The sequence below is a fragment of the Stygiolobus sp. CP859M genome (genome assembly GCF_037389975.1).
Classification (GTDB): Archaea; Thermoproteota; Thermoprotei_A; order Sulfolobales; family Sulfolobaceae; genus Stygiolobus.
In genome coordinates this window covers 90582-111034 of sequence record NZ_JBBHKS010000017.1, presented here as the reverse complement: position 1 = coordinate 111034, position 20453 = coordinate 90582, and the positions used below count along the sequence as shown (strand labels likewise).

Sequence of the window (20453 nt, the reverse complement as noted above, 5' to 3'; positions counted from 1 at the left end):
TTCATAACTTAAAATTGTTAGAGCTATGTCTTTTTCACAAACTTAACGTAAAATAGACCTAATGCAGAGATTATGAAAAGTAGTAACCCAACTCCTAGTATGATAAAATCCGCCTCTAATAACACGGAAGTATGAATTAGTAATACTGTAAATGACGTTGTATGTGTATTAGTTATTGTAGCTTGTGATACGCTATAAATATTGTCTACTTGATTGTTGTTTTGAACCTTACCTACTTCTTGAAGGTTAGCAGGAGCAAGAGCAGGAGGCTGTCCTTGGACTAGCATATCAGCACTTGTCACTACTACTGAGGAGTTAGGAGGTACTGTAATTTTTTCTTCATAATGATAAATAAGATAGTCACCAACTCCGATACCAATTATCAGCAAGAGAATTGATATCAGTAATATAATTTTCCACTTAATCATAATTTGTAAACTTTGCCTCGCCAAAATATATACTTTTCCTTGTAAGCTAATATTGCTATCGCCAAAGTGAAGAAAATTGCCGGGACCGACATAATTGACGGTATAATAGAACTAGTGATACCTATCGTAAAACTTCCTCTTATTAAATTCTTTATTATCCATATTAACATTGGTGTAAGGAAAAAAACGTTATGAGTTAGAAAGAACGAGAGGATAAAAAGTGAGAAGAAGAAAGCTACCAATAAGAACCCTTTGTATCCTTTATTAGAATATATCCTAACCGTTAGTATCTGCCTTTTGGTCCATCTGAGTAAGTCTTTTTCATCGAAAACGTTTAAAGGCATAGCATTAAATACGAAACCTATTTTACCTCTTTCCTTTGCTAACCTTGATAGTGTACAATCGTCGCACCACTGTGTCTTAAGTTCTTCGATAACATCTCTAGTAAAGAAATCCTGCCTGAAAGCCATAGAACCTCCCCAGAGAAAAGTTCCACCAATCGCTTGTGACTCAAAGCCAAAAGTCCAAAATCCCGCCCTTATTAGGTTTTTTATAGTGAGTCTATATGGCTTAGGCCACGAGAAAACTGTAGTCGCTACGTAGTTTGATAAGGGTGAAACCAACTCTCTTAACCAGTTTTTAGGGTAATATGTATCCGAGTCCGCGAAGACGATTATATCTCCTTTAGCGTATTTTAAACCGGTCAGTTGTGCCCTAATTTTACCACTACACTGAGAACAAGTTTCCTCGGAAACTACAATCTTAACGTTGTGCTCCTTCAATACGTCTACGATCGGGTCTCTTAGGTCATCCACAACATAAATAACCTCATAATCCTCATAATCCTGACTAAGTAAGGACTTAACATTATTATCAGCGTTTATATCAAGACCTCTTACGGGAACTATTACCGAGGCTTTTCCTCTAAAGTCCCCTCTGACTGATCTCTTGAGCTTGATTTCTTGTACTATTTGGTAAAGTAACAATATGTCTGCCACAATTGGTAAAGTCAATAATATTACGTAGATCAACATATTCTAATCCAAGACGGCTAAGTAAGTTTAAAGCGTTTTCACTAATCCCTGGAGCTACAAGAATTCCCCTTACTAATTGATCTCTTTCTCGAAAATACATCACATATCGATAAAGCTGCGACACGGCCTGCAAAGTTGCCTTAGCGCGTTTAAACTCTAGGACAATATAATTGCCTTTATTATCTTTACCCAACAAGTCTATCTTACCGTAAGGTGTATTATATTCTCTTTGTAAAGGTTTAAATCCCTCCTCAATCAGCTCAGGTTTTGAAATTACCAAGTCTACTTCATCTTTCTCACTTCCCATTAGGATGAAGTTCCCTTCTTCTACTACTGAAGAGGTTATAAAAAATACTCTAGACGCTAAAATCTCGAGTTTTTCCTTCGGTCTCTTTCTTACAGCCTTAATCCTAAAGACTCCGCTCTCTATACTCACCTCTATTATTGAGCCAGGCGGTTGCCAATTAATTGGTTCTCTTTTAGTACCCTCGTGAACAATAACACTTCCATCAGCCTTGACTATAATAAGCCTTCTCGATGAGGAAGCTTTGGAAAAAGCTCTACCCTCGTATAATATTTCACATTCTGCTAGAATCGTAATTAGTGACTTGCTAAGATTTCTCTCAACAAAATCCTTCGCCTCCTCAAAATTAGGATTTAGTAATACCTCATACACAGTATTACCTACGTACAATGAAATATTTAAATAAGTTACAAAGAAAGGGGTTAAGGGGGCGGAAAGCCTCGCCAGCGGGGATGGATAGCCCGTGTTTAAATATTTCTTTGCCAGAATTTCTCTTAGTGACGCTAATGACGCTGCTCTCCAGCTCGATTGAGGGCTTAATGGGACTGTAGGAGGAGCAATCGTAATCTTCCTTTTCCTTCAAGGGACTAGAGCTCGGCAATGAAAGTCCCCCTTCAAATGACAGCGGTTCTCTGAGCCACTCGACTGCCCACCAGATGAGAGATGTAAACCCGAATCGATGGTGCGAACGATGAGCTCCTTGGGAGGGAACCCTCGCTGGCGGGGAGGAAGTCAGCGAAGAGTGAAGAGTCTCTAACTCACACTCTGCACATCTTTTTCAGATAATCTATTACCTCCTTAACTTCCAGGATAGTAGGGTGTAGAGATGAGAGTACAGAGAGAACCTTTAGTGAGTCTTCACTCCACGTTTCGCAGTCTTCAGCATACTCCAGAGTCACGTTAGATTTCTCCTTTAACTTAAGCTTGGCACATCCTTTATTAGTTTTTATAGACAGTCTAAGGATCCTTTGAGGTATTACATCGCCTGGCATGTTTAAGTTTCTATCAAAGAAGATCTTGTTAAGTTCTATTTCCAGCTCTGAAACCTCAAAGTCTAAATAGCTAGTAGGTTTAATAGCAGTAGGTTTTTCCACTAAGTCTTCTACATAACGTTTGATTAGAGATATTGGTAAGTCGAACTCTATGGAAGCTTTAGTTAAACCATCTATGATAATTTCTCTTACGTTCTTTAGCTCTGCCTTAATGGACTCTTCACCCTCGTTCCCTTTTTTAACTACCAAATTATGGGGGTCGAAGAATCTACCGTTTTCAAAACTGACTCTAGAGCTACTAGTGTGGAGTTTTATTATTTTGATGTTATTTCTAAGGGAAGACTCTAGATTTATCAGCTTATAGTTGTACACGAATTCAACCGAACTCTCCGAGCAACGAAATGTGAAGCTAACCTCGCTCATGTTCTCAACCTAGCCCCTCCATCTACGGGTATAACTACACCATTTATCCATTCGGCCTCATCGGTTAATAACCATACTACAACTTTCGCAAAGTCTTCTGGCGGAGCCTTAAAGTCTCCCAATCTTCTCATCTTCTTCCAATCCCTACCTGGGACAAATTCCCCATCTATTACACTTGGTGCAATACCCACAACTCTTATTCCTTGGTCTATTAACTCAGAGGCTAAAGTCTCTACTGCCTTTGCTATTCCAGCTTTTGCTATACTGTAAGATAGTTGGAAAGGTAGAGGTGTATATATTCCCCTTATTGCTGAAATTAATACTATCGTAGATCCTTTCCTTAGTCTAGAGAGGGAACTCTTCACTACGTAGAGAGGGACCTTAACGTGATTGGTCAACATTTCGTCTAACCCCTTGAGGTCATCTATTTTGTCTTCTACATAACCGCCCACTGTTATCACCAGATCAGTGAAGTCTCCCGCTTTGTTCACTGTCTCTTCAGCTTTTTGCGGAGTTGATACGTCTCCTACAACATATTTGCAGTTTCGTAAATTTTCGCATATCTCTTTGAGCTTCTTTTCATTCCTTGAATTTATTATAACCTCAGCTCCTTCACTTGAGGAAAAATAGGCTATAGCGTACCCTAGTCCTTTGCTTGTCCCTACAACAAAAACTTTCTTTCCTTCCAGCCTTCCCATTATAAAACTATAGTTAACCGTTTAATTTAAGTAATAATTTAATTTTTTCAGGTGATGTTATAGGCATACTACACGAAGTCCCCTTACATACGTAAGCCCTACTATTTCCTTGGTTAAACTTTATCATCGCTTTGATAAATGATGGAAGGAAATCTGCGTTATCGGGGCTAACTTTCTCAACCATTTTCATGGGGTGATACGCGAGTAGTGCGGTTTTATGAAGTTCATCAGCCTTTCCGTCTTTTTCATCTACAATTACTATATGAGCCGTTCCTTTAACTAATGACGCAGTAACGTGAGCTATCCCTGCAACGAATAATGGGTTTGGAGCGAAAGGAACCTTTACGTTCGCTATCTCTCCTTTCATGACGCTGGTCTTCAAAAATCCTTTAAGGGCCAATGAGGCTACTGACTCATTTGGAGAATCAATAGGATAGCTACAGTCTAGACTCTTTAGTTGTCCTTCTAACGCGAAGATCAAATCCTTGTACTTTACGTTTCCGGTTACTTCATATGCTGAAATTACGGCTAACAAGGCTGCAGCATAGTCCTCCGGCAGTCCGTCTTTTCCTCCTCCTATTCTTCTAGTTATTTTACGAGAGAATTTATCTACTACTCTCAACGCTTCGTTTAATCCTTTACCAGTTATCACGCTCGACTCTAAGAGTGCTTGTATGACACGGGCATTAGGATAAGTGTAAACGTTATCGTCTCTAAAAGGTGGTTTCCTATTCTTCACTCTATACTCTAGAAGTTTCATCCTGATCTCGCTAAGTTTGCCTAAAGGGTTGTTGACGAATTTTGATAGATCCTTGACGTCCATTACCCTCCTCAATACTTTTTTTCCTTCAATCTCTTCACCCCTATCGACGTTAAAAACCCTTATCCATAATCTGTAGTCTTCACCTTGTAATGCCTCTTTAAATTCATCTTCCGTCCAAGTATAGTAATACCCTTCTTTTCCCTCAGAATCTGCATCTAAGCTATTAGCAAATCCTTCACCGATAAACAGCTCCCTCAATATAAACTGTGAAGTCAAGTTTAAAGCGTCTAAGATTTCTGGATCTTGCGTCAATTGGTATGCATGTATGTAGTCTAATAATAACTCGGCATTGTCTATGAGTAGCTTTTCGAAATGCGGTACATACCATTCATCATCTACAGTATATCTGTGGAATCCTCCTCCTACCTGATCAAAGATCCCTCCGTAGTACATCTTCTTTAGAGTGTAAGTTGAAAGTTTCAGCTCGGTATCATCCTTTGTGTAGTAGGAATATGCCATTAGTAGCTCATCTATTGTTGGGTGCGGGAACTTCATTGTTCCTTGAAGACCACCGTGATCAAAGTCATAATTAGAGATTATTGCTGACACGACTTCTTCTACCTTATCCCAATCGGGGTTGTCTACTAAATACTCTATATTCTTCAAAGAAGAGTGAAGGGTCGAAGGTACCTGTAGTATTTTATCTCTTTCTTCCCTCCAGATTCTATTAAGTTCTTGTAAAAGCCTTTTGAAACCTATTCTCCCATAAGCGTCCTCAGGAGGGAAATAAGTTCCCCCGTAGAAGACTTTACCGTCAGGGGTCATGAAAACAGTTAAGGGCCAACCAGATTCCCCGGTCAGTGAACTTACGGCAAGCTGAAGCTGTTTATCTAAGTCTGGCATCTCGTCCCTATCCACTTTTATAGCGACGTAGTACTTGTTGATCAGTTCTATTACTTCTCTGTCTTTATAAGTAGTTTCGTCCATTACGTGACACCAATGGCACCATGAAGCGCCTACGTCTACTAAGATTAGTTTATCCTCTTCCCTAGCCTTTTTAAAGGCATCGTCACTCCACGGATACCAGTCTATCTCACTATCGGCTGATAGTCTAAGAAATGAGCTTTCAGCGTCTTTTAATCTGTTCATACAGTATTATATATATTCCACGTTAATAACAGTTAGTTAGAAGAACTTTTTCTCTTGAAAAATAAGTAAAAAGCCAGAGCTAATATACCAAGTGCAATACCAGTCATGTTTAACGACATTTTAGCATGCGATGAGATATTTTTGTTTGGTAGAAAAGTTACGTTTACACTGGTTGAGCCGTTTACTAGCATAACGTAAAAGTTACTCTTTATATCGTGATTAAAAACCACATTCTGATCGAAAGGGACATTTATATATATGAAGCTGTAATTTTCGACTGTAAACGTTTTGTTTTCTGAGATATAGTATGAACTTCCGTTACTCAGCTGTACGGTCACTATGCCTTTCCCGAAAATATGGATAGATAAATTTACATAGATCGTTATAGCTGTAACGTTAATTGTTGTAGGTCCATTAATATTTAATGATGTGTTACTAACTTTTCTCCCGTCTATAAGCACGACGTATCCTAGTGATATAGGTAATGCCTTAAGTGTCACTTCACCTGATAGGGTTAACGTAGTATTACGGTCTATTAAAATATCTGAGTTATTGTAGATTACGTTCACAATTACTGGTCCTTCTAATAAAAACTTCACTGGATAAGATGTTTCACTAAGGGCGGTTAAAACGTAGGGATACAATGCTGATATGATGATGAGTGAGAATAACGTGATAAAGGATAATATTTTCATATAACTTCAACAGCTCATAAAAAGAGAGGGACGTATACGAAAGTTAAAGTATTATTTTACCTCTTTCGTATATGGATTCAGAGACTTCTTTATAGGGCAGTATTATAGTGTCCTTATTGATCAAAACATTGTCATATGTTAAAACTTCGTCACCTAATATCGAACTCTCTATCCTGTTCCACTTACCTACAGTGACGCTATCACCTAGAATACTCTCGGCTATGGTCGTAAAATCTCCTATATTAGCTCCCTGCATTAATATGCTCTCCTCTATATAGTCTCCCTTTCCGATCTTCCCTCTTTTACCTATTATGGAATTCCTAATTACCGAGTCGTCATTTATCGTAACCTCATAGCCTATGTAGAAAGGTGGTCTAAGCTCAGCTTTCTCACTAACCTTAGCGTTTTCACTAACGTAACCTTTAGGAAACTTAAGGGCTAAAAGCTCTAGGTTAATTCTCATATAATCTGAAGGAATTCCTATATCCATCCATAGACCTTTATAAGGATAAACTGAAATACACGTTCCTGAAGATATGAGTCTTGGTAAAAAATCTCTTGCTATTGAGACACTATTCCCGTTTCCTAATCCGTCAATTTTATCGAATAATTTTTTCTTAAATACATACACTCCGGCATTAATTAAATTACTTACCGGTATTTTGGGCTTCTCTATTATCTGAACCAATCTGTAGTCATCTACTACTAAAACACCATATCTTTTAGGATCTTCAACTTGAGTTCCTACGATTGTTGCGTCACACCCTTTACTTTGGTGGAAATCTATAAGCGTTTTATAGTCGATCTCATTATAAATATCACCATTCACGACTATAACGTCCTCAGATAATTCGTACTGGCTACTTATCATCTTAAGGGGTCCTGCATCGCCCAACCTTTCCTTTTCAACTACTGGTATTACGTTCCTATTAGTAACCTTTATGTGCTCTAGCATCTTATCCGCCATCACACGTAGAGATAGGTATACATTATCGACTTGTGAAGACTCTAGAGCATCTAGTATATAGTCTATAAGTGGTTTATCTAGTATTGGAAGAAGTGCTTTTGGCTTAGTCATGCTCAACGGTCTAAGCCTTGTGGCATAACCACCAGCCAGTACTATTGCGGAGACCATATATAAAATTTAGAAAATATAATAAAAAATTTACTTGTTTAGGTACTTCTGAAGCTTTTTGTCCGCATCGTCCCAGTTAACTACGTTCCACCAAGCGTTTATATAATCGGCTCTCTTGTTCTTGTATTGTAAGTAGTAAGCATGTTCAAACTCATCAAGGATTAAGATTATCGGTAGCTCGGCTATGTGGTTCTGGAAGTGGTTCTCAAACGTCATTATCTCTAGATTACCTGATTCAGTATCGTAATATAATACTGTCCAACCTGTACCAGGTAAGCTATTAGCAGCTTCTGTGAATACTAGTTTGAATTTCTCAAAGCTTCCGTATTGTTTTTCAATTAAGTCTCCTAATACTCCTCCGGGTTTCCCTCCTCCTTTACCAGCAGGAGCCATATTTTTCCAATATAGAGCGTGTAACTTGTGCCCGTTTATATTGAATACTAGTCCTCTAAGTAAACCTTGAATATCATATTGTCCTGAGGTCAATTGTCCGTTAAGGATTTTTTCCATTCTTTCTAAGAATGTATTTGCACCATTTACATACCCTTTATGGTGCCCGTTGTAGTGTATATCTATTATGTCTTTGCTTATGTATGGTTCTAATGCATCTATTTTATAGGGTAACGGTGGCAGTTCGTATTTTTTAAATTGAATTGTTTGAGTCATACAGAGAGAGTGTTAGAGATAGGTTAAATATTTTGTTTAAATGATTTAGGCAATGAAGGCATTCTAATGTAAGTTGTTTTTGGTAAAGCGAGTTGTGTGATTTTCTTAACAATTCATGTCATTAAAATTATAATGTAACAGTTCTAATTCTATTTATGTTTTCCTCATAGAAAGTAAATCATCCTAAATACAATATGTCTTTATAAGTTTTTAAATATAATTACAATCAATGTTGGATAGTATACGTGGGCTAGGTGAACCTAACACTTTGATCAGGAAAGCTCTGACAATGATCACCAATGGATTGCTTACATATGAGATTTCACTTTCACTAATTAAAAATACTGGTTCAGCAGAAATTTTATCAGCAATAATCTTTGCATTGTCGATTTTGATAGGAGATATACTAATTCCATTTACAGTAATAGGAGGGATTTTAACTAAATACCAAAATTATCTCACTTCTACAATTTCGACAGGGAAATTCTACTTTAATTCTAATTTCGAAGCATTTTTACTATCTTTGGTATTTTTATTTGTAATACCCCTAATATCCTTAGTTAGATTCAGAAGTTCTAGATCTTTTATCACCAGTGGATCCATACTGTTATCCCAGTTTAACCCTATTTGGTCACTACTGTTATTTAGTGGAATATCTCAATCGGATAATTACATTATTAATGTGCTTTCGGCTATCCCTATAGCCATAATATTTCCTTTGTACTTTTACGGTAATTTCTTAGGAATCGTAATAGTGGCAATGATAATAATAGCTGCAGTTACTTATGCTATAAAATCGTACTACGGATTAGCTGGTGTAGTCTTTGTTGCGTTGGCATATATATTGTTAACAAAATTAGGCTATACTATATCTATTCTGTCAGTAGTAGTAAGTCTAGCTATATACTCTTCTAATTTGATGGTCTCAATAGTAAGTTCTCAGTTTGAAAATAAGAAAGCTTATGAGACGTTAAAGAGTAGCTTACTAGAAGATCTAAAAAATATTAACTCTATACTCTATAGTCTGAAGGCCGAAGTGGCGCAAGAAAACTCGGATATAAGTAATATAATTATCGGATATATAACTCAAATAACTAAGCTTCAAGATGAAGTTTTACGATGTAAGAACGTTAAATGTATAGAAGAGAAAAAGAGTGAGCTAGGTAATGTGAGGAGAATGATAACAATGGAATTGAATAACTTAATATTTGATAAAATAAAGTCATATAATGACTTCTCTGAGAGATTAAAATTCTTAGGTATAAACATTCCTGAACTGGAGTATCCTAAGGAAGAAATAGAGATAAGGAAGTTCTTAGATTTTTATCGTAATCTAAAGAATGTAGTTGATAAAAACATCTTAACATCTGTTAATATAGTAAATAACTTAATAGATAACTTGTCTAGGACTCTTGGAATCTATATGCAAAAGGTTAAAGTCATCAATAAGGATAGTATAATAGAAAAAGTCGAGAGCATAGATATAAAAGACATAAACACTAAGCTAAACCTTTGTCTCAGTAAAGCTACCGAAATAAGTGGAATTTTACTAACAACACCGGATACGTTTGAGCTAAAGAAAGATATCGCTGCTCTGCCTTTGCAACAGTTTACGATAAATAAGCTAGTACAGTCGTCGAAAGTTTTAGAAAGATTCACAAATGTGATCTTATCGGAGTTATCAATGTCTTATAGCATGTTTAAGGATATATCTATTAGGTTCTCTACCCCTGAACTGAAGAGTCTTGAAGAAATAATGAATGAATTGGTTATAACTTTCCAGTCACCATGCACTCCTTATTGTGAAAAAGTAAATAGGCTTTACGGCTCTTTAACCAATATAGAAGAGATAATGGAATACGTGAGAGAAAGAGATGCAATCCTGCAATTAGAAGAAATAATAGATGCATTACTTCCTCAAATTAAGCAGAAAGATGTTATAGAATTGGAAGAATTAGGAATAAATGACAAATATGCAGACTTCTTACTGAAAGCTCTAAATAATAGAGGAATTGCCGCTAAACTTGAAGGTAACAAAATTATATTAAGAAACGGAATCCACGGGGAATAATTTTTAAACTCATTACTCTTTTATCTCAATCTTCTTATGCTTATTTCAGCATGATCACCAACTATATCACCTTTATATAGAAAATTTCTAGCGTTTCTTAACAACTGGTGTGTACAAAGTACTCTGTCTTGATCAGCGACTATATTTAATACATCACCTGGTTTCATAGAAACTAAAATTTTAGAGATCTCCAATATAAATTCTTCACAAGATTTTCCTCTTAAATCCAATTTTATTTCTTGTGTCATAAATAACATTAAATAATTATAGTTTAAAAACTTATGAATCTAACTTCTTCTCTGCTAGATTTTGATAAAAGTTCATCCTCACTCATAACCTTGGACCATAACTTTTCCGCATTCAATAGCATATAAGTATAAGCCTCACTGATCCTCTTCGTGGTATCTTCCTCATTCAAGGGATGAATCCTCAGTCCTACTCTTCCTACAGTCCCTCCCCTAACCATCAGCCAGTGGGCGAATACTTCTACTGGATATTTTTTAGTTATCTCTTCAGAAGTCAATTTCCTTCTGTATAAATAGTACAGTTCACGGATAAAATTAGCAGATATAACTCTAAAGAACTGTTCTTTCCATTTATCCACATAATACTCCCCTTCCTTTACCATTACGTTACGTAAGTAATTATACATTTCAGAGGCAGTGTTTTCATCAGTGAGCGAGAGGCCTGTAACGGCATACACGAAGTCTTTTTGAGCCATAAAAGCGTCGAAATCTCTATTCACAAATAGCCATGCAGTTGCAGCAAAAGAGTTGACTATACCGGTCATCAGTTTGTCCACGAGCTTGTCTTTATCGATTTGTTGAGTAACTACTTTACCTTCTCTTATCATCTTAGCCAGTTCCTCAAAATCCACTACACCTGCATATACTAATTTCCCGTCTATGAAAACCGAAGGAGTAGATATCACTCCCCTTTCCAAAGCTATGAAGGGATAAAGTTGTGTATCAATTACTAATACTTTGCCCAATAGTCCTTCTTTCTCTAGATATTCTAACAGTAAGTTACATTCAGTGCAGGTCTTGTGCGTAAAGATTTCTACTTTCATAGTCGAGTCTTCTTTGGATTGAAGCAATTTAGGTTTTTCTTCCACCATAAGCTATCGAACCTTCTGTCTAAGAGCCATACTTTTACATGATCATTAATTCCTCTAATCCCCCTTCCTATGGATTGTCTCACAGTTATTAATGCGGGAATTTTATAGAGATACTCATCACTTTTTCTTCCTAGCCTTTCCGATATTTTTTGAGCAACTAACTTCGTATAATCGTCTGGAGGCGGATATGGAATTCCCACTATCACAACGTCGCTGATCAAACTCCTCCCGTCTTTCACCAGTTCTACCCCTTCCGTCAGTTTCCCCCTACCTACTGCCCCTATTATAACCTTGTTGAATTTTTTTACAAACGAGTATAATGTCTCTATTTCGGAGTCCTCATCTTCTAAGTATTTTGGCACTTGTATAAACTCCATTACCCTATTCATTATCTCATACGAGGGAAACACAGATAACACGTGAGTCTTCGCTTGATAATACACTTTTAGCAAGTAATCTCCATATTTTTTCCACATTAAGTCTCCTCTACTATCGTATTTAGAAGTTACATCGATTGCTAAAATACATTCATAATCACCAGACACTTTTTCCTTAATTTCTCTCTCGACGTTAATATAAATTAAACTTCTCGTTATATTCCAGATCTTTTTGATGTAATCTTCAGGTGGAAGAGTTCCAGACATTAATAGAAATGCTAGGTCATTATCGTTTAGTATTTGCAAGAAATTTGATATATCAATGCTCTTCAAAACTATTTTATTTTTATGAATAAAAGGTACTAGTCCTTCACCATCTTTGTAGCTTTCGTAGAATTTAATTACAGAACCCAAATATATCCTTTTTATTTTCCTCTCCTTTATCATTTGCTCTCTCAGTTCCTCATACTCTTCCTTGAGAACTTCTATTTCATCCTCTGAGATTTCAGGAATCTCATTCGCTCTAATATAACTCTCTACATTAGAAGCTATTCTAACCAACTCGTCCTTTACTCTCTGCAATATGAACTTAACAAACTCATTTTTGGCTTGTTTTATGGCCATATCGAGTAAATGGCTTGAGAGTGTTCTCTCCTCAAAATCCCCTATTTTTTCGACATTATGAGCTTCATCCACTACTATCAGATAATCCTCAAATTCTATACCTAGGGATTCCCTGAACCTGTCTATGAAAAAGTAAGGGTATGTAAGGACTATTACGTCGGCTTTACCTATGTCGTTAAAAAGAGAGAAATAAGGGCAAAACCCTTTTTCAATACCTTGCTCTTTTAACTCCTTAACAAATTCATTGGGATATTTTTCCACCTCTAGATCTATAATAGACGTTTTAAAACTGCATAAGTTACAGTTTATATCATCTGTGCTTGCATCCCCTTCGGAAAATAAACAAGCAGTAGGTTTCCCCATGAGGAATGAGAATTTCAGAGCTTTATCAGTGTTAATTTTCAGGAAATCCCTGAAAACGGGGTTATATTCGTTGTGCGTTCTTACTAAGAAAAGAACCTTACCTTTGGTTTCAAGCCCCACTAAAAGAGAAAATAATGTCTTTCCACTCCCTGTGGGAGAGTTTAAAAATACCAACTTACTGGTGTTAATAGCACTCTTAATTTTTTCTTTTAGTTTCTTTTGCCACTCTCTCAGCTCTATGTTAGAAAAATTCCTCAATTTTAGCTAATATCTCCTCTAGCATTATATATTTAACGTAATCCTTCTCGGTAAGTGATAATATGTCTCTCACCTTGCCCTTGACTTTTATGGTAGATAAGAACGGAAACACGGCTATAACGTGAACTACCCTTTTAACGTCCTCAACTACATCAGAGGATGGCGGTCTCGACGTTATTATTATAGCTTGTACTTCAGCTGACGGGGAAATATTATTTATCTCTATTAGCCTATAATCTACTTTGTTAGCAATTCTTTCCTCAGTAGTTGTATTCATTTCTTCACACCTCTTTGTTATCATGTATATAGCATTTTAACATTATAAACTAATCGTATATAAAATATGACAAACTATATAAAAATATCACAAATTGGGCCGTAGACTTAGAGATTGTGTATGATTAGTCTTAAATCTTTTAAAAATTATTGGATTTGATGATCAGGATCCCTAAGTCTGATTTTAGACCGGGAGACAGAAGAAAAATAAAGGTTAACGATAAAGAGCTACTTATCGTATACTTAGGTGCAGATAGATTTTACGTTGTTGACAGTAAGTGTCCTCATCTAGGATGCGACCTAAGTAAGGTCGGTGTAGTGATAAGGGAAGAACTAGTGTGCCAGTGTCACTTTACTCATTTTTCCCTTGTAGACGGAAAGGCAATTAAGGGAGCTACCAAAAAACCTATAAAGACTTATAAGGTGACAGTGGAAAAGGAAGACATTATCGTCGAGGATTAGGGAACAGTTTCTCACATTCAACGTTGAAATAAGAAAGGATGTTTTTAACATCCTTGTAATACATTTGGCCTTTAGCTGTTTCCTCTCCTGTATGGGCATATATAAGTTTTGAACCCAGAATACTGAAGGCTATCCTCTCTAACGGGTTAACACCCATTGGCATTACAGCTGAATTTGGAAACTCCTCCAAGACCTTGGCTAAGAGTTGCTTATATTTTCCAGTCCCAATTACAGCTAGTTTCACTAGGGCTCTATTTGCATAAGGTGACAAGTTATTTCTCACTTCTTCAAAGGTGGGAAGATAGTCAAAATAGTGGATCGATACTATCACATTCTCGTAAGGTACGATATTTCTTTTTAGGAACCTGACCTCTACGTCGTAAATAATGCCCTCTTTGTAAAGCACTTTTAGAAAATCTGCTTTCGAAGATTCGGATATTTTATTGACTCCTCCCTCGTTTACATCTCTTACGGTAACTATAATTTTATCTCTGAAGTCCTCCACTTTTTTAATGAATTCGTCAACTGGTGGTAATTCGTGCATATAATCCAACCTTAACTCTATCAGGTCTGTGTCCCTTAACCTCTTCATCCTCTCGTTTAACTCCGCTATACTTCTAACCGGTAAAGACGCTACTACACATGTCATTCTAGTCTAATATTAGCTCCTAAGTAAATTAAGTCTTTCCAGAAATAGGGGTTACTTTTACTTACACACTCAGCCTTGGAGACCGTTCCTCCTGAAGTTAGTGAAAGAACTCCAGCTAACATTGCAATTCTATGGTCGTTTGGACATTCTATATGACCCTCCTTAACGTCAGAGGGGTAAATCACCATTTTCTGGTCGTCACTTTCAACGTTAACGGAGAAACTTTTCAGAGTTGAAGTGATAGTCTGGATCCTATCACTCTCTTTCGTCTTCAACCTCTTAATTCCCTCTATCACGGTTTCACTCCCAGCGAAGGGGGCTATAGACGCTATTGAGGGTGCTAGGTCCGGGAAATCGTCAACGTTAATTCTTATCCCTCTTAACTTTTCTGCTCCTCTCACACTCCACGAACCATCCTCAACTACAGTCCTCACCCCCATGTCTCTTAGTATCTTTACTATGCTGTGATCACCCTCGTAGTAGGGTATCGGATAAAGGTTGTTTATATCTATCTCTCCCCCGGTAACGACTGAAGCGATGGCGTAAAAAGAGGAAAGGGCGTAATCCCCGGGTATTTCGCCTTCGTATTCCATAAACTCTCCCTCCTCAACTATTATTTTGTTCCCCTTCATCGTAACTCTGCCACCTAAGGAGTTAATGAGGTCGATTGTCATGTTTATGTAACTCTTAGACGAGACCGGCGGGATAATTTCTATCTCTCCCCCACCCTTTAGAGAAAAAGCGTATATGAACCCAGATATGTACTGGCTACTTTCACTTCCGCTAATTGTAACGTGATCAGTGTTAAGCTTTCCCTCTATTACCGTAGGTAAGTTAGTGGAGGAGAAAGTGACGTAAGGTTTTAATGCTTCGATAATAGCGTTGAGGGGTCTCCTTCTTAAACTTGTGTCACCGTCTAAGAGGGCTTTCCCTCCTAATATTGCCAGTATTGGTATTATCATTCTCAGTGTCGTCGCTGAACCTCCGAAGTATAATGACGATGGTACTTTCAATTCTGATTTGTTTGATATGAACTGAAACTCTCCTTTCTCACTTATACCTAGCTCTTTAACCACTTCTATTGCAATTTGAATGTCGTCCGAAGGTTCTGAGACGTTTTTTAACTTGACATTTGCTAATAATGAATAAAGAATTAGTCTGATGCCGAAACTCTTTGACGTTGGGGCTTTTACTTTCCCTCTTATTATCGATTTCTTAATCTCTGCTCGCATAGTCCCACCGGTTGGACTACAATAGGTTTCTCGGCTTGTTTTTCGAAAAGGTCTAAAATAACTCCTTCATTACCTATCTTAGTTACAGCAAACATGGAAGGTCCGTTTCCTGAAATTCCGGCTGCCAATGCGCCTTTTTTCAGGGCTTCATTCGCTAAAGTAAGGTCGTACCCCATAATTATTCCCACAGCCAGCCCGTTAAGTTTCATAGCCGTAATTACATCATGTCTGGCTAGGGTAAAGATCTCCTTAAAGAGGGGCTCGAATTTTCTAAGCTTAGTCATATCAACTGACACAGATCTCTTTCCTCTGGGTATGACTATGATCGAGATCTCTGAAGGAGGCTCTTTCATGTCGATTATTTTAAATTCCTTATTGTACGTATAAGATACTCCACCAAAGTACGAAGCTGAAGCGTCATCCAACGCGCCAGTATACGAAACACGGGACTTCAGAGACAGAATTGCGGAGAGAACGGGTACATCCCAAGCTTTTACAGGTAACTGAAATTTTTTTGCGATTTCCCCTATTAACGCAGAGGATACAGCACTACTACTTTTTAGTCCGCTCTTCGGGGGTATCTCGGAATTAATCTCCACTTCAATGCATGGTATATTATAGTTCTCTCTGAAATACAACACAATCTCGTTTACCAGCTGAGAAGGATGAGTAGCACACTCCTTGCTCTCTCTTATTTTAACGTCAACCTTAACGTTTATAGCCATTGATGAGCCGTACCAACTTGGAAGTGCGTTAACTACTGAGACCCCTGCATAGGCTTGCATGACTCAACGTACCTCCTCCACCTTTCCTCTATAACTTTCGCTTGCTCCTCAGTTAGTTTTACAGTAGGTATATATTCAGCTCTCATCGCATGGTCTACTAAGACTAGGGCTACCATCGCCTCAGCTACTGAGACCCCCCTAATTGCTACTGCAGGGTCATGTCTACCTATTACAGATATCGTAGTCTCTTCGTAAGTCCTCAGATCTACCGTTTTCTGGGGTTTTCTTATAGAGCTTGTAGGCTTAAAAGCACAACGTAATATTATGTCTTCTCCGTTAGACAGTCCGCCTAGGATCCCTCCTGAAGTATTGTTTTTCCACCTGAGTCTTCCGTCCTTAACGATAATTTCGTCATTGGCTTCACTACCTCTCATTCTTCCTGCTTTAAAGCCAAGTCCGTATTCAAAACCTGTAACAGCAGGAATTGAGAGTATGGCTTTAGCTAAGTCGGCTTTTAGTTTGTCGAAAACGGGTTCACCTAAGCCCGATGGTGGGTTTTTGACCACAATTTCGGCAATTCCTCCCCAACTATCTCCCTCTACTGTAGCTTGTTTGATGAGTTCTTCGAACTTTTCCTCCAACCACTTTTTACTGGCCCTTACGGGGCTGTACTTTGAGCAAAGGATCTCCTCGAAGGTAACGTCTTCGTTTAGCTCTATAGGTCCCAGACCCTTTAAGTGTCCAGCAATTACCGTGTCAGTAAGCATTAACAACTTTTTAGCTATAGCACCGGCGGCTACTCTACTAACAGTCTCTCTCGCACTTGCCCTCCCGCCCCCTCTATAATCCCAGTTTTCATAACCGTATTTCATAATGTAAGGTAAATCCGCGTGTCCCGGTCTCGGTTTATATTTTATTTCCTCGTATAGTGACGAGATAACGTCTGAGTTCTTTACTATTATTGCTATCGGTGCCCCCGTAGTCCTCCCGTTATATATTCCACTTACGATCTCAGGTTCGTCTTTCTCACGTCTACCGGTTACATATTGTCTGCCTGGTCTCCTGAAGAGGAGTTCAAACTGTATGTCATCTTTACTCAAGTATAGCCCTGCAGGGACTCCGTCAATAACCACTCCTACTTCAGGACCGTGGCTCTCTCCAAATGTAGTTATTCTGAACATTTCACCGAAAGAGCTGCCTGGCATATAAATACCCCATTACTTCATTTTTATCTAACCTTTTGCCGAACCAAATTTTATCAGCCTCTAAAGCTTGCTCTACAAGAATTTCGATCCCGTTTATTGTATTTATACCTCTTTTTTCAGCCCTGATTATCAACGAGGTCTTTACAGGTTTGTATACGAAATCTATCACTAACTTTCCCTGAACACACTCATCAGATACGAAGTTAGGGTCGGGAGTTGTATTTACAACCACGTCGCTTTTAGGACATTCCCCTGCGATCTTAATACTGAATCCCTTCTGAGATACCTCTTCCCTCAATCTCTCAGCCCTCTCTGTGCTTCTGTTGATCACGAATACCTCACAACCTGCATTAAGTAAGGAGTATATTACTGCCCTAGCCGCTCCACCAGCACCGAATACAGTGCATACTTTAATCTCGTTTACGTCTACTTTCTCTCTTATTAACGTGTTCAAGGCTATATAATCCGTGTTGTACCCTTTTCCCTCAAAAATTGTGTTTACAGCTCCTATCATTTCCGCCTCTTTTTCTGGTCTTACGTATCTTAACGCCTCCTCTTTATAGGGAATTGTTATATTTAACCCATAGCTTATGTTAAGTAAACCGGGGAAAGTAGCGTGAAACTTCTCTTTCTTAATATCAAACACGAGGTAAACAGCATTTATCTCAAGTTTTTGAAACACGTAATTATGTATTGAGGGTGATAAGGTGTAAGGTATACTTTCTCCTACTACACCTAGAAGTTTAGTATAATAATTTATTTCAAGCATTGTTCCGCAAACCCCTTCAGAGTTTCTACCGGTACTTCTATTCTTTTCCAGTCGCCTATTCTAGTCGGAAAAGGCATAAGGACTTTGTCTCCCCTGACTTTTTTGTCTTTGGTCAAAGCTTCCAGTGCTATCCTGAGGTCTATATTTTCCTTCAACGAGTCTACTGTTATAGGTAATTCGTAATGGGATAATATCCATGTAGTGTCTTCTACAACTCCTTCCTCTGCATATCCCATTTCCTCAGCTATCTTCGCCTCACATACCATTCCTACTGATATGGCATAACCGTGAGAAATCCTGAAGTTGGATCCGGCTTCAATAGCGTGACCAATTGTATGACCGAAGTTCAGGACTATCCTAATGCCTTTAGTCTCTTTTTCGTCCTCCTTTACTACTGCTAGTTTATTTAATGCGGATTTATATACCACAGTCTCCAAAGCTTCGGGTTTTTTTCTGTATATTTCATCCTTATGCATAGCTAAATAATCGTAAAGCTCCTTGTCTAGCACCAAGCCGTATTTGATTACTTCAGCTATACCCTTCTTTATTTCCTCTAGAGGAAGTGTCTCAAGAAAGTCTATGTCGGAGATTATAAAGGATGGTTGGTAAAACGTTCCCAATACGTTCTTAACGTTCTCGAAATTAACACCGGTTTTACCTCCTATTGCAGCATCTACCATTCCCAGCAACGTGGTTGGTATATTAATTAGGTTTAATCCCCTCATGTATATAGATGCTATGAAGCCTACTACGTCTGTTACTGTCCCTCCTCCTACTGCAATTACATAATCTCCTCTGTCGAATCCCTTCTCGAATAGTTCTCTTATTAATTTTAATGAGTATAATATATCCTTAACTTCCTCACCGTCCTCCATGGGGAATTCGTAATAACTCTTCAAACTTTGTTTGATCTTGTCAACGTTTAGCTTTCTCGAGTAATATAACGCAACTTTCTTGTCTCCTATTATTTCGGAAAGAGATGAAACTGAACCCTTACCGATTATGACATGGGTAGTCGTGTTGCAAAAATCTTCACTTATTTTAATCATGCAGTTCTACCCAGAGCGTTAGTTAACGCCTTAATTCTATTCATTAAGACCTCAAAGGATTCAGGGGTTAACTGTTGCTCTGAGTCACTCAAAGCTTTCTCGGGATGAGGATGGACTTCTATTAATAACATGTCTGCCCCAGCTGCAACTGCCGCTAATGCAAGGGAGTGAACCAGTTCTCTCTTCCCAGCAGGATGGCTGGGGTCAGCACATATAGGTAGATGGGTCTGTAATTTAGCTGCTACCATTCCACCTATGTCCATAGTAAATCTTGTGGCTTTTTCAAAAGTTCTGATCCCCCTCTCACAAAGAACGACGTTCCCATTTCCTTCCGAAAGTATGTATTCTGAAGTCAATATCCACTCTTCGACTGTGTTACCCATCCCTCTCTTAAGAAGAACTGGCATCCCAGATTGTCCAGCTACCTTTAGTAAGTCAAAGTTTTGGGCGTTTCTTGCCCCGATTTGGAGCATGTCGACGTATTTCTTGAACATATCTATTTGTCTGGTGTCCATTATTTCAGATACTACGGGTAAACCTACCTCGTCTCCTGCTTTTCTTAATATCTGAAGACCCTTTTCACCGAGACCTTGGAAGGAGTAAGGGCTAGTCCTCGGTTTAAAGGCTCCTCCCCTAAGTATTGAGGCTCCGGCTCTCTTCACAGCTTTGGCTACGGTTAGTACTTGTTCTTCATCTTCTACAGCACAAGGACCTGCAGCTACTACAACCTTATTTCCTCCTATCTTTACTCCATTGATATCAACTTCCGTTGGTTCTTTTTTCCACTCATTACTGGCTAATTGGAAAGGTCTCTTGGGCTTTACGGATACTTCTATAGACGGATCTTTGATATTTTCAACATACGCGTCGGGCCACGCTATTACTATTTTTTTCCCGTATAGATCAAGGAATTTATAAGAAGCTGATGACTCCTTTAACTTCTCGTTTAGTGTAGAATAATCTACTCCTTGTTTTAGGATAAATAACAA

Annotated in this window: 22 protein-coding genes and 1 pseudogene; 3 read left to right on the top strand and 20 right to left on the bottom strand. The window is 38.1% G+C overall.

The window, feature by feature from the left end:
* Window positions 1–23 precede the first annotated feature (23 nt).
* The 3 genes from WIW72_RS07610 to nucS are packed head-to-tail and all read right to left on the bottom strand — an operon-like array spanning window position 24 to window position 2138.
* Window positions 24–428 (bottom strand): hypothetical protein, encoded by a 405-nt coding sequence (locus WIW72_RS07610; RefSeq protein WP_337700248.1) that lies wholly within the window; start codon window positions 426–428, stop codon window positions 24–26.
* Window positions 425–1462 (bottom strand): glycosyltransferase, encoded by a 1038-nt coding sequence (locus tag WIW72_RS07605; protein WP_337700250.1) that lies wholly within the window; start codon window positions 1460–1462, stop codon window positions 425–427. Before WIW72_RS07605 ends, WIW72_RS07610 begins: the two co-directional genes overlap by 4 nt.
* Window positions 1353–2138, bottom strand: a complete 786-nt coding sequence (gene nucS / locus WIW72_RS07600) for an endonuclease NucS (RefSeq protein WP_337700252.1) — start codon at window positions 2136–2138, stop codon at window positions 1353–1355. The genes WIW72_RS07605 and nucS overlap by 110 nt, the downstream gene beginning before the upstream one ends.
* Window positions 2139–2305: 167 nt before the next feature.
* Here nucS and WIW72_RS07595 point away from each other — a divergent pair.
* Window positions 2306–2523, top strand: a pseudogene (locus WIW72_RS07595) (hypothetical protein).
* Window position 2524: 1 nt separating this feature from the next.
* Here WIW72_RS07595 and WIW72_RS07590 read toward each other — a convergent pair.
* The 6 genes from WIW72_RS07590 to WIW72_RS07565 are packed head-to-tail and all read right to left on the bottom strand — an operon-like array spanning window position 2525 to window position 8287.
* Window positions 2525–3181 (bottom strand): hypothetical protein, encoded by a 657-nt coding sequence (locus WIW72_RS07590; protein ID WP_337700254.1) that lies wholly within the window; start codon window positions 3179–3181, stop codon window positions 2525–2527.
* The gene (locus WIW72_RS07585) at window positions 3178–3879 is read right to left on the bottom strand and encodes an SDR family NAD(P)-dependent oxidoreductase (RefSeq protein WP_337700255.1); all 702 of its coding nucleotides are present in this window, start codon (window positions 3877–3879) and stop codon (window positions 3178–3180) included. The genes WIW72_RS07590 and WIW72_RS07585 overlap by 4 nt, the downstream gene beginning before the upstream one ends.
* 13 nt (window positions 3880–3892) lie before the next feature.
* A complete protein-coding gene (locus tag WIW72_RS07580) occupies window positions 3893–5791 on the bottom strand; it encodes a thioredoxin domain-containing protein (RefSeq protein ID WP_337700256.1) in 1899 nt (632 codons plus the stop codon).
* A 32-nt stretch (window positions 5792–5823) separates the two neighbouring features.
* Window positions 5824–6486, bottom strand: coding sequence for a hypothetical protein (locus WIW72_RS07575; RefSeq protein ID WP_337700257.1), 663 nt, complete (start codon window positions 6484–6486; stop codon window positions 5824–5826).
* A 43-nt stretch (window positions 6487–6529) separates the two neighbouring features.
* Window positions 6530–7621 carry an NDP-sugar synthase gene (locus tag WIW72_RS07570; RefSeq protein WP_337700258.1) on the bottom strand — a complete coding sequence of 364 codons (1092 nt, stop codon included), beginning with the start codon at window positions 7619–7621 and terminating at the stop codon, window positions 6530–6532.
* A gap of 30 nt (window positions 7622–7651) precedes the next feature.
* A complete protein-coding gene (locus WIW72_RS07565; protein WP_337700259.1) occupies window positions 7652–8287 on the bottom strand; it encodes a superoxide dismutase in 636 nt (211 codons plus the stop codon).
* A 229-nt stretch (window positions 8288–8516) separates the two neighbouring features.
* Here WIW72_RS07565 and WIW72_RS07560 point away from each other — a divergent pair, with 229 nt between their 5' ends.
* Window positions 8517–10358, top strand: coding sequence for a hypothetical protein (locus WIW72_RS07560; protein ID WP_337721338.1), 1842 nt, complete (start codon window positions 8517–8519; stop codon window positions 10356–10358).
* A 20-nt stretch (window positions 10359–10378) separates the two neighbouring features.
* On the opposite strand, the gene WIW72_RS07555 is transcribed toward WIW72_RS07560, so the two are convergent.
* The 4 genes from WIW72_RS07555 to WIW72_RS07540 are packed head-to-tail and all read right to left on the bottom strand — an operon-like array spanning window position 10379 to window position 13374.
* Window positions 10379–10606 carry a sulfurtransferase TusA family protein gene (locus tag WIW72_RS07555; RefSeq protein WP_337700262.1) on the bottom strand — a complete coding sequence of 76 codons (228 nt, stop codon included), beginning with the start codon at window positions 10604–10606 and terminating at the stop codon, window positions 10379–10381.
* Window positions 10607–10629: 23 nt separating this feature from the next.
* Entirely contained in the window at window positions 10630–11427 is a 798-nt protein-coding gene (locus WIW72_RS07550; protein WP_337700264.1) for a thioredoxin family protein, read from the bottom strand.
* Window positions 11424–13097 carry an ATP-dependent DNA helicase gene (locus tag WIW72_RS07545; RefSeq protein ID WP_337700267.1) on the bottom strand — a complete coding sequence of 558 codons (1674 nt, stop codon included), beginning with the start codon at window positions 13095–13097 and terminating at the stop codon, window positions 11424–11426. The genes WIW72_RS07550 and WIW72_RS07545 overlap by 4 nt, the downstream gene beginning before the upstream one ends.
* Entirely contained in the window at window positions 13081–13374 is a 294-nt protein-coding gene (locus tag WIW72_RS07540; protein ID WP_337700269.1) for a hypothetical protein, read from the bottom strand. The genes WIW72_RS07545 and WIW72_RS07540 overlap by 17 nt, the downstream gene beginning before the upstream one ends.
* A gap of 158 nt (window positions 13375–13532) precedes the next feature.
* Here WIW72_RS07540 and WIW72_RS07535 point away from each other — a divergent pair, with 158 nt between their 5' ends.
* Window positions 13533–13835 (top strand): Rieske (2Fe-2S) protein, encoded by a 303-nt coding sequence (locus WIW72_RS07535; protein WP_337700271.1) that lies wholly within the window; start codon window positions 13533–13535, stop codon window positions 13833–13835.
* Here WIW72_RS07535 and WIW72_RS07530 read toward each other — a convergent pair.
* The 7 genes from WIW72_RS07530 to aroF are packed head-to-tail and all read right to left on the bottom strand — an operon-like array spanning window position 13819 to window position 20453.
* Window positions 13819–14484, bottom strand: a complete 666-nt coding sequence (locus WIW72_RS07530; RefSeq protein WP_337700273.1) for a type I 3-dehydroquinate dehydratase — start codon at window positions 14482–14484, stop codon at window positions 13819–13821. The two genes, WIW72_RS07535 and WIW72_RS07530, sit on opposite strands and share 17 nt — an antisense overlap.
* Complete coding sequence (aroA, locus tag WIW72_RS07525; protein WP_337700275.1) at window positions 14481–15716, bottom strand: 3-phosphoshikimate 1-carboxyvinyltransferase; 1236 nt, start codon at window positions 15714–15716, stop codon at window positions 14481–14483. The genes WIW72_RS07530 and aroA overlap by 4 nt, the downstream gene beginning before the upstream one ends.
* A complete protein-coding gene (locus WIW72_RS07520; protein WP_337700277.1) occupies window positions 15689–16501 on the bottom strand; it encodes a shikimate kinase in 813 nt (270 codons plus the stop codon). Before WIW72_RS07520 ends, aroA begins: the two co-directional genes overlap by 28 nt.
* Window positions 16474–17646: a chorismate synthase gene (gene aroC / locus WIW72_RS07515; RefSeq protein ID WP_337700279.1), complete on the bottom strand. Its 1173-nt coding sequence runs from the start codon at window positions 17644–17646 to the stop codon at window positions 16474–16476. Before aroC ends, WIW72_RS07520 begins: the two co-directional genes overlap by 28 nt.
* Window positions 17624–18415, bottom strand: coding sequence for a shikimate dehydrogenase family protein (locus WIW72_RS07510; RefSeq protein WP_337700281.1), 792 nt, complete (start codon window positions 18413–18415; stop codon window positions 17624–17626). The genes aroC and WIW72_RS07510 overlap by 23 nt, the downstream gene beginning before the upstream one ends.
* On the bottom strand, window positions 18403–19464 hold the full coding sequence (aroB, locus tag WIW72_RS07505; protein ID WP_337700284.1) for a 3-dehydroquinate synthase: 1062 nt from the start codon (window positions 19462–19464) through the stop codon (window positions 18403–18405). The genes WIW72_RS07510 and aroB overlap by 13 nt, the downstream gene beginning before the upstream one ends.
* Entirely contained in the window at window positions 19461–20453 is a 993-nt protein-coding gene (gene aroF, locus WIW72_RS07500; RefSeq protein WP_337700286.1) for a 3-deoxy-7-phosphoheptulonate synthase, read from the bottom strand. The genes aroB and aroF overlap by 4 nt, the downstream gene beginning before the upstream one ends.